Below are 6891 nucleotides of genomic sequence, written 5' to 3'. Positions count from 1 at the left end.
CCGTTCTACGTCAACGACGCGACGCTCCCCATCACCACGAACCGGGAAGAGCCAGGTTGATGCCTGGGAGACCACCTACCTCCACGTTCTGCGCGGGGAGGATCCCGTCTTCGAGTGGGTCAGCGGCACCGGAGCGCGACCCACTCTGCAGGCCCTGCCCCAGGAGCTCCGCGAAACCTTCGAGACCGAGTTCCGGGCGCGTCTGCGCCGTGCCTATCCCGACGAGGGACAGGGAGTCGTGCTGCCCTTCCGACGCCTCTTCGCGGTAGCGCGCACGGCCGGCTGAACGGCTCAGTGGGCCGGCGGGAAGCTCTTCTGCGCCGCCTTCGCGATCTTGTTCAGCTGGGCACGATCCGCGATCGCCCCGAGCACGCCGCCCAGGCCAGGGATCGCCTTGCCGAACAGGCGCACCGACCGCAGGCCGAACTTGCGCAGGATGCGGCCGCCGATCGCGCTCGCGACGGCGGACTCAGTGCTGCGGGGCAGGCGCTTGGCGACGGTGCGGGTCGCGACGCCGGCGATGGGTCCGAGGCCGATGTTCTTGAGCACGTCCCCGGACTCCTCGCCCAGCAGGGACGCGAGCACACGCACCCGGACCTCCTCGTCGTCGAGGTCGTAGCCGCGCACCACCGCGATCGCGCCGACCATGCGGGTGGACTGGGCGTAGAACTCCACCACGTTCGTGGGCAGCAGCACGGGCAGCGTGAAGATGCCGCCGAGCCCGGTGAGGAAACCGGCGATCGTGACGCCGCGCCGATGGCGACGCACCAGGCGTCGCACGGCCTTCTCGGGCCGCTTGCAGGCACGGCCGCGCTGCGCACGCCGCGCGACGTCCTGCGCCGAGGAGAACGTCAGCTTGCCGTCCAGGCCGATGTCCCGGAACGTCTCGACCATGCGCTGCAGGGCGCCCCCGTCGGATCCGGCCTCACCCGAGCGGGCCTCCTTCATGGCCTCCCGAGCGGTCGTCTTGGTGCTGTCGTCACGGCTCAGCAATCCGAGGATCCCCATGGCGTCTCCCTCCCGGTCGTGGTCCGACGGCCCTTCACGGGCGACGGCTGGTGACGCCATCATGCACGCCCCGGCCCCGGGCCGTCACCGATCCGACCGCTCGGTGCGGCACGGCTGGGGACCACGGGCCGGGCGTGACGGACCTCCTGGCCGACACCGACCCCGCCTGCCGCCAGGAGCCACCGCCCCGCCGTAGGCTCGAGGGACCATGCAGCAGAAGCTCTACCGAGACGATGCGATCGTCCTGCGCACCCATCCCCTGGGCGAGGCCGATCGCATCATTACGCTTCTCACCCGGCGGCACGGCAAGGTGCGCGCCGTCGCCAAGGGCGTGCGCCGCACCGGCAGCCGCTTCGGCGCGCGACTGGAGCCGTTCACCCTGGTGGACGTGCAGCTGCACACCGGTCGCAGCCTGCACACCGTCACCCAGGTGGTCGCGATCGAGGCCTTCGCCATCGGGATCAGTGCGGACTACAGCCGCTTCACGGCCGCGAGCGCGATGCTCGAGACCACCGACCGCCTCACGGACGAGATGGTGGACCCCAGCCAGCGAGGCTTCCTCATGCTCGTCGGTGCGCTGAGGGCGATGTCGCAGGGGCGGATCGCCCCGCCCCTGGTCCTGGACTCGTTCCTCATCCGCACCCTCGCCGTCTCCGGCTGGGCGCCCGAGCTGGCCGTGTGCGCGACCTGCGGAGCGCCGGGCCCGCACCATGCCCTCGACATCCGCGCCGGTGGCCTGGTGTGCACCGCCTGCCGCAAGCCCGGGGCCATCGCCGTGCGCCAGTCCACGATTGAGCACATGATCTTCCTGCTCGCCGGCGACTGGGACAATGTCGTCACGGTCGACGAGACCGTCATGCAGGAGGCAGGGTGCCTGATCACCGACACGATCACCTGGCACCTCGAGCGCTCCGTGCGCTCCCTGAGCTACGTCGAACGCTGAGAACCCGACTGCTGAGACCCCGAACGCTGCGGCATCGTCCGCCGACCGTCCGCCCGCGAGACCCCCTGGAGGCCACCGATGCCCGGCGCACCCGTTGCTGCATATGACGAGCCGTTCGAGCACCCCAGCGGTGCGCGCCCGCCGTCGTTGCCGACCCCCACGATCCCCGGCCACGTCGCCGTGGTGATGGACGGCAACGGTCGTTGGGCGAACCGGCAGGGGCTTCCGCGCACAGCAGGTCATGAGGCGGGGGAGGCGGCCCTGCTCGACGTCGTCGCCGGTGCGCTGCAGATCGGCGTGACCCATCTGTCGGCCTACGCGTTCTCCACCGAGAACTGGAAGCGCTCCCCGGAGGAGGTGCGCTTCCTCATGGGCTTCTCGCGCTCGGTGCTGCGCCGCCAGCGCGACACCCTGAACTCCTGGGGCGTGCGGATCGTGTGGATCGGCCGCGAGCAGCGCCTGTGGGGCAGCGTCATCAAGGAGCTGCGCGAGGCGGAGGAGCTCACGCGCACCAACTCCCGGATGACGCTCTACATGTGCGTGAACTACGGCGGCCGCGCCGAGATCATCGACGCGGTGCGGGAGATCGCCGAGGAGGCACGCTCCGGGCGCCTGCGCGGGCGCGGCATCAACGAACGCACCCTCGCCCGGCATCTCGCCGATCCTGACATGCCGGATGTGGATCTGTTCCTGCGCACCAGCGGGGAGCAGCGCACCTCGAACTTCCTGCTGTGGCAGTCCGCCTACGCCGAGCTCGTGTTCGTCCCCGAGCTGTGGCCCGATGTGGACCGCGTGGTGCTGTGGCGCGCGATCACGGAGTACGCCCGGCGCGACCGTCGGTACGGGGGAGCGATCGACGTGCCCGGCGCGGCGGAAGCGGACGTCTCGGAGGCGGAGGCCGCGGAGGCCGATCCCGCCTGAGCGACGGGTTCGGCATCGGGTGGTGCAGGCGGGTCAGTCGGGCCGACCGGCGCCAGGGTCGGTGCGCCTCTCGCTGTCCGCTGCCGCAGACGTCGTCGCCTCCTGGTCCCTGGAGGACTCAGCGGTGACGGGGGAGCCCGCGGCGACGGAGCTCTGCGCGGAGACCTCATCGGCAGGAGTGAGCACCCCGCCGGCGCGCCGGCGATGGCGCAGCAGCACGGCGATGAGCACCACGATCAGGGCGAGCACGGCGACTGCGGCCCAGGGGGAGCGCAGGAACAGCTCCAGCCAGGCGGCGAAGGCCACCAGGCCGATGGTGGCGTAGATGAACGCCCAGGCGGCGCCGCCGATGGCGAGCGCGGGCAGATAACGCTTCAGCGGCATCCCGGTGAGTCCGGCCGCGGCGTTGACAGCGGTCTGGAAGCCGACGGTCAGGAAGCTGAGGGCGACGACGGGGGCGCCCCAGCGGTTGACGATCTCGGTGGCCCGCTCCACCCGAGGGGATTCCAGGAAGGCGGCGATCCGGCCTCGACGGGCGACCCGTCGGGCGCCCCGGCCCAGCGCATAGGTCGACCCGGCGCGCAGCCAGATCACCACGTACAGGAACCCCATCGCCTGGAGCAGCGGCAGCGACTCCACCCAGTCCATCATCGGCGTGGGGCCTCGCCCTCGACCGCTCCGGCGCTCTCGATCTCCCCGTCGGCCGCGCCCTCCTCGTCGTCGGGATCCTCCACGTCGTCGAGCTCCTCGACGTCGCCGGCCCCCGGCCCGGCGCCGCCGTGGTCGGTGCACAGACCGAACACCTCGAGGGTGTGATCGAGGTCGGTGAAGCCGTGCTCCCGGGCGATGGCGGTCATGGCGCTCTCGAGCTTGGGCGCGAGGAACTCGACGGTGCGACCGCACTCCCGGCACACGAGATGGTGATGATGCCCGGTGTCCTCGCACTGGCGGTACAGCGACTCCCCGTCGCCGGCGACCAGCACGTCGAGCCGACCGGAGCGGCTGAGGGCCTGCAGGTTGCGATACACGGTGGCCAGGCCCACGGTCTCGCCGTCGGCCCGCATCTGCTCGTGGATCTGCTGGGCGCTGCGGAAGTCGTCCTGTCGGGCGAGCGTCTCGAGGATCGCGGAGCGCTGGCGGGTGTTCCGTTGCATGCCTCGATTGTCTCCCATGTCGGTCGGGACCTTCATCGCTGCCAACCGGTGTGAGGACGTGCCGCGGCGACCTCATGTGCGGTCTCGGCGGAGCGCTCCTGGCGGGTGCGGGTCTCCGCGTCCGGCTCGGTCGGCGCGGTCCCGGTCCGGCTGCGGGTGCCGAGGACCGTCCGTACGAGCAGCGCGACGATGTAGACGGCGATCGTGGCCAGCACGATCACACCGCCGGGGGGCAGGTCGACGTAGACGGTGATCAGGAGCCCGCCCAGAGCGCACACCACCGCGATCACCATGGCGGTGCGCATGGTGCGGGTGAAGCCGACGACGAGCTGCTGCGCCGCGGCGACAGGGACGATCATGAGCGCAGAGACCATCAGCGCACCCACGATGCGCATCGAGAGCGTGACGGTGAGGGCGGCCATCACCGCGATGAGGATGTTGACCGTGCGCACCGGCAGACCGGAGGCTCGGGCGAACTCCTCGTCGCCCGTGACCGCCGCGAGCAGGGAGCTCAGACCGATCCCGATCACGAGCACCACGACGGCGAGCACGAGGGCGATGAGCAGATCCGGGGCCGTGACCGTGGACAGGGAGCCGAACAGATAGCCCATGAGGTTCTGCGAGGTGCCGCCGGCGAGCTGGATGATCACGACGCCGCCGGCGATGCCGCCGTAGAACATGATCGCCAGCGCGACGTCGCGGCTGGTGTGGCTGACCTCGCGCACGTACTCGATCGCCAGCGCGCCGATGACGGAGGCGGCCAGCGCGCCCGGGATCGCGAGCAGATCGGCGGGGGTGGCGGTGGTCCAGGCGCCCACCAGCCAGCCGACCGCCACGCCGGTCAGGGCCACGTGGCCGAGGCCGTCGCCGAGCAGGGAGAGGCGCTTCTGGACCAGGTAGGTGCCGACCACCGGAGCGGTCAGCCCGATGAGCACCGCGATGATCAGCGGGTACCGCAGCAGGTCGGAGGTGAGGATGTCGAGTGGGGAGATCATGCGGGGTGGATCTCCTGTCCGAGGCATTCGTGAGGCGGGAGGCTGTCGAGCAGGTGCTCGTGCCCGGGGTCCAGCGGCGGGCGATCGCCGGCATCGCCGTCGTGCACCACCCTGCCGTGGTCCAGGACCACCGCCCGCGTGATGTCCCGTTCGAGCATCCCGGTCTCGTGCAGGACCACGAGGATGGTGGTGCCGCGCGCGGTGAGCTCGCGGAAGAGGGAGGCGATGAGCTGCTGGGTGGAGAGGTCCACGCCGGAGAAGGGCTCGTCCAGCACGAGGAACTCCGGCTCGCGCACGAGGGCACGGGCCAGCATCACCCGTCGGCGCTGCCCGCCGGACATCCGGGTGATGGGCCGGCCCGCCAGGTCCCCGAGCCCCACGGCGTCCAGCGCCGTGCGCACCCGGGGGTCCCGGGTCCGCGGCCACCAGGAGCGCGAGGTGAGCAGGCCGCTGGCCACGGACTCCCGGGCGGTCGCCGGGATGGAGCCGGCCTCCGAGGAGTCCTGGGGCACGTATCCGAGACGGTCGTGCACCGCTGCGCGGTGGACCTCCTGCCCGAAGAGCGTCGCGCTGCCGGACTCCAGGGGGAGCACGCCGACGACGGCTCGCAGCAGGGTGGACTTCCCCGAGCCGTTCGCGCCCAGCAGGGCGACCATCTCGCCGGGGGCGATCCGCAGATCGACATCGTGGAGGATACGTGTCCCGGAGAGCTGGACGTTCGCCCTCCGGACCTCGACAACGGGCTCCGCGGATCGTTTCATGCCCAGCTCTCCAGGAGCTTCCTGCTGTTCTCTCGCATCACAGCAGGGTAGTCCGTGCTCTCGTCGAGCTGGGTCTCGAGGTTGTCGAGTTCCTCACTGGCGATGCCGAGGTTCTCCGCGAGGGTCTGGGCGACCTTCGGGGACGCCGTGGTCTCGAAGAAGATGGTGGAGACGTTCTCCTCCGTCACGAGCTTCTCGAGGTCGAGAAGACGCTGGGGGGAGGGCTCGCTCTCGGGGTCCACCCCGGCGATGCCGATCTGGTGGAGGTCGTACCGGTCCGCCAGGTAGGCGTACGCCGCGTGGCTCGTGATGAAGGCGCGCTCCCCGTCGACGCTCCCGTACTGCTCGGTGAGCTCCGCGTCCAGGGACTCGAGATCGCTGCGCACCTCCGCGGCGGCGGTGGAGAAGGCGTCGGCGCCGTCCGGGGCCAGCTCCCCCAGGCGGGCGGCGAGGGCATCGCCGACCTCGGCCATCCGCAGCGGATCGTGCCAGAAGTGGGGGTCGTTCGGGCCATGATCGTGCTCGTCGTGGCTCTCGTCGTCTGCGTGCTCGTGCTCGTGCTCGTCGCCGCCCGCGTCGGAGCCCTCCTCCTCGTGGGAGTGGCCGCCGCTGGGGAGCATGGTGACCACCTCGGAGACGTCGAGCACGTTGTCCCCGTCTCCCGAGGCGATCGCATCGTCGAGGGAGGCCTGGTAGCCCGGGATCTGCAGCACCAGCCCCGCCTCCTGGACCGCCATGACCTGGCGGACGGAGAGCTCGAGGCCGTGCGCGTCGGCGCCCGGGGTGGCGAGGTCGGTCACGTCCACGTGCTCGCCGCCGATCCGTGCCAGGAGGTAGGAGAGCGGATAGTTCGAGGTCACCACGGTGATCCCTCCGCTTCCGCCGCTGCCTCGGTCCCCACCGTCGCCGCAGGCGGCGAGCAGGGCGGCGCCCGCACCGAGTCCGGTGAGGGCGAGCAGGGAGCGGCGCGTGGGGCGCGGAGTGAACGTCATGACAATCATTCTCACCAAGCCGGCAGGCCTGCGCAAGCCGACGGGCCGCCGGGGCCGCCCGGCGTGCGCACCGTCACACGTTCGCCGTCGGTATGCTGGGACGGTTCTGTTCCACCC

8 protein-coding genes and 1 pseudogene are annotated in these 6891 nt (G+C 71.2%); 3 read left to right on the top strand and 6 right to left on the bottom strand.

Annotation, left to right across the window (positions count from 1 at the left end; translation table 11 throughout):
• A pseudogene (locus tag ABD093_RS05270) lies at nucleotides 1-286 on the top strand (trans-aconitate methyltransferase); the annotation flags it as partial.
• A gap of 5 nt (nucleotides 287-291) precedes the next feature.
• Here ABD093_RS05270 and ABD093_RS05265 read toward each other — a convergent pair.
• A complete protein-coding gene (locus tag ABD093_RS05265; RefSeq protein ID WP_343922899.1) occupies nucleotides 292-1008 on the bottom strand; it encodes an EcsC family protein in 717 nt (238 codons plus the stop codon).
• 208 nt (nucleotides 1009-1216) lie between these two features.
• Between ABD093_RS05265 and recO the strand changes: the two genes are divergently transcribed.
• A complete protein-coding gene (recO, locus tag ABD093_RS05260; RefSeq protein WP_343922897.1) occupies nucleotides 1217-1951 on the top strand; it encodes a DNA repair protein RecO in 735 nt (244 codons plus the stop codon).
• Between the two features lie 78 nt (nucleotides 1952-2029).
• Complete coding sequence (locus tag ABD093_RS05255; RefSeq protein WP_343922895.1) at nucleotides 2030-2872, top strand: isoprenyl transferase; 843 nt, start codon at nucleotides 2030-2032, stop codon at nucleotides 2870-2872.
• 33 nt (nucleotides 2873-2905) lie between these two features.
• Here the strand turns inward: ABD093_RS05255 and ABD093_RS05250 are convergent, their stop codons facing one another.
• From ABD093_RS05250 to ABD093_RS05230, 5 genes are read right to left on the bottom strand one after another with little or no spacing between them, the layout of a single operon-like run.
• A complete protein-coding gene (locus ABD093_RS05250; protein WP_343922893.1) occupies nucleotides 2906-3523 on the bottom strand; it encodes a DedA family protein in 618 nt (205 codons plus the stop codon).
• Complete coding sequence (locus tag ABD093_RS05245; RefSeq protein ID WP_343922891.1) at nucleotides 3520-4026, bottom strand: Fur family transcriptional regulator; 507 nt, start codon at nucleotides 4024-4026, stop codon at nucleotides 3520-3522. Before ABD093_RS05245 ends, ABD093_RS05250 begins: the two co-directional genes overlap by 4 nt.
• Before the next feature lie 32 nt (nucleotides 4027-4058).
• The gene (locus ABD093_RS05240) at nucleotides 4059-5021 is read right to left on the bottom strand and encodes a metal ABC transporter permease (protein ID WP_193117584.1); all 963 of its coding nucleotides are present in this window, start codon (nucleotides 5019-5021) and stop codon (nucleotides 4059-4061) included.
• Entirely contained in the window at nucleotides 5018-5782 is a 765-nt protein-coding gene (locus ABD093_RS05235) for a metal ABC transporter ATP-binding protein (protein ID WP_343922889.1), read from the bottom strand. Before ABD093_RS05235 ends, ABD093_RS05240 begins: the two co-directional genes overlap by 4 nt.
• Nucleotides 5779-6774 (bottom strand): metal ABC transporter substrate-binding protein, encoded by a 996-nt coding sequence (locus ABD093_RS05230; protein ID WP_343922887.1) that lies wholly within the window; start codon nucleotides 6772-6774, stop codon nucleotides 5779-5781. The genes ABD093_RS05235 and ABD093_RS05230 overlap by 4 nt, the downstream gene beginning before the upstream one ends.
• Nucleotides 6775-6891 lie beyond the last annotated feature (117 nt).

It is taken from the genome of Brachybacterium tyrofermentans (genome assembly GCF_039526165.1).
Taxonomy (GTDB): domain Bacteria; phylum Actinomycetota; class Actinomycetes; order Actinomycetales; family Dermabacteraceae; genus Brachybacterium; species Brachybacterium tyrofermentans.
This window is presented reverse-complemented; position numbering and strand designations above follow the sequence as displayed.

What these genes read in the sequence shown, in the direction of transcription:
- ABD093_RS05265 (WP_343922899.1), bottom strand. Translation starts at nt 1,008, where the DNA reads ATGGGGATCCTCGGATTGCTGAGCCGTGACGACAGCACCAAGACGACC.
- recO (WP_343922897.1), top strand. Translation starts at nt 1,217, where the DNA reads ATGCAGCAGAAGCTCTACCGAGACGATGCGATCGTCCTGCGCACCCAT.
- ABD093_RS05255 (WP_343922895.1), top strand. Translation starts at nt 2,030, where the DNA reads ATGCCCGGCGCACCCGTTGCTGCATATGACGAGCCGTTCGAGCACCCC.
- ABD093_RS05250 (WP_343922893.1), bottom strand. Translation starts at nt 3,523, where the DNA reads ATGATGGACTGGGTGGAGTCGCTGCCGCTGCTCCAGGCGATGGGGTTC.
- ABD093_RS05245 (WP_343922891.1), bottom strand. Translation starts at nt 4,026, where the DNA reads ATGCAACGGAACACCCGCCAGCGCTCCGCGATCCTCGAGACGCTCGCC.
- ABD093_RS05240 (WP_193117584.1), bottom strand. Translation starts at nt 5,021, where the DNA reads ATGATCTCCCCACTCGACATCCTCACCTCCGACCTGCTGCGGTACCCG.
- ABD093_RS05235 (WP_343922889.1), bottom strand. Translation starts at nt 5,782, where the DNA reads ATGAAACGATCCGCGGAGCCCGTTGTCGAGGTCCGGAGGGCGAACGTC.
- ABD093_RS05230 (WP_343922887.1), bottom strand. Translation starts at nt 6,774, where the DNA reads ATGACGTTCACTCCGCGCCCCACGCGCCGCTCCCTGCTCGCCCTCACC.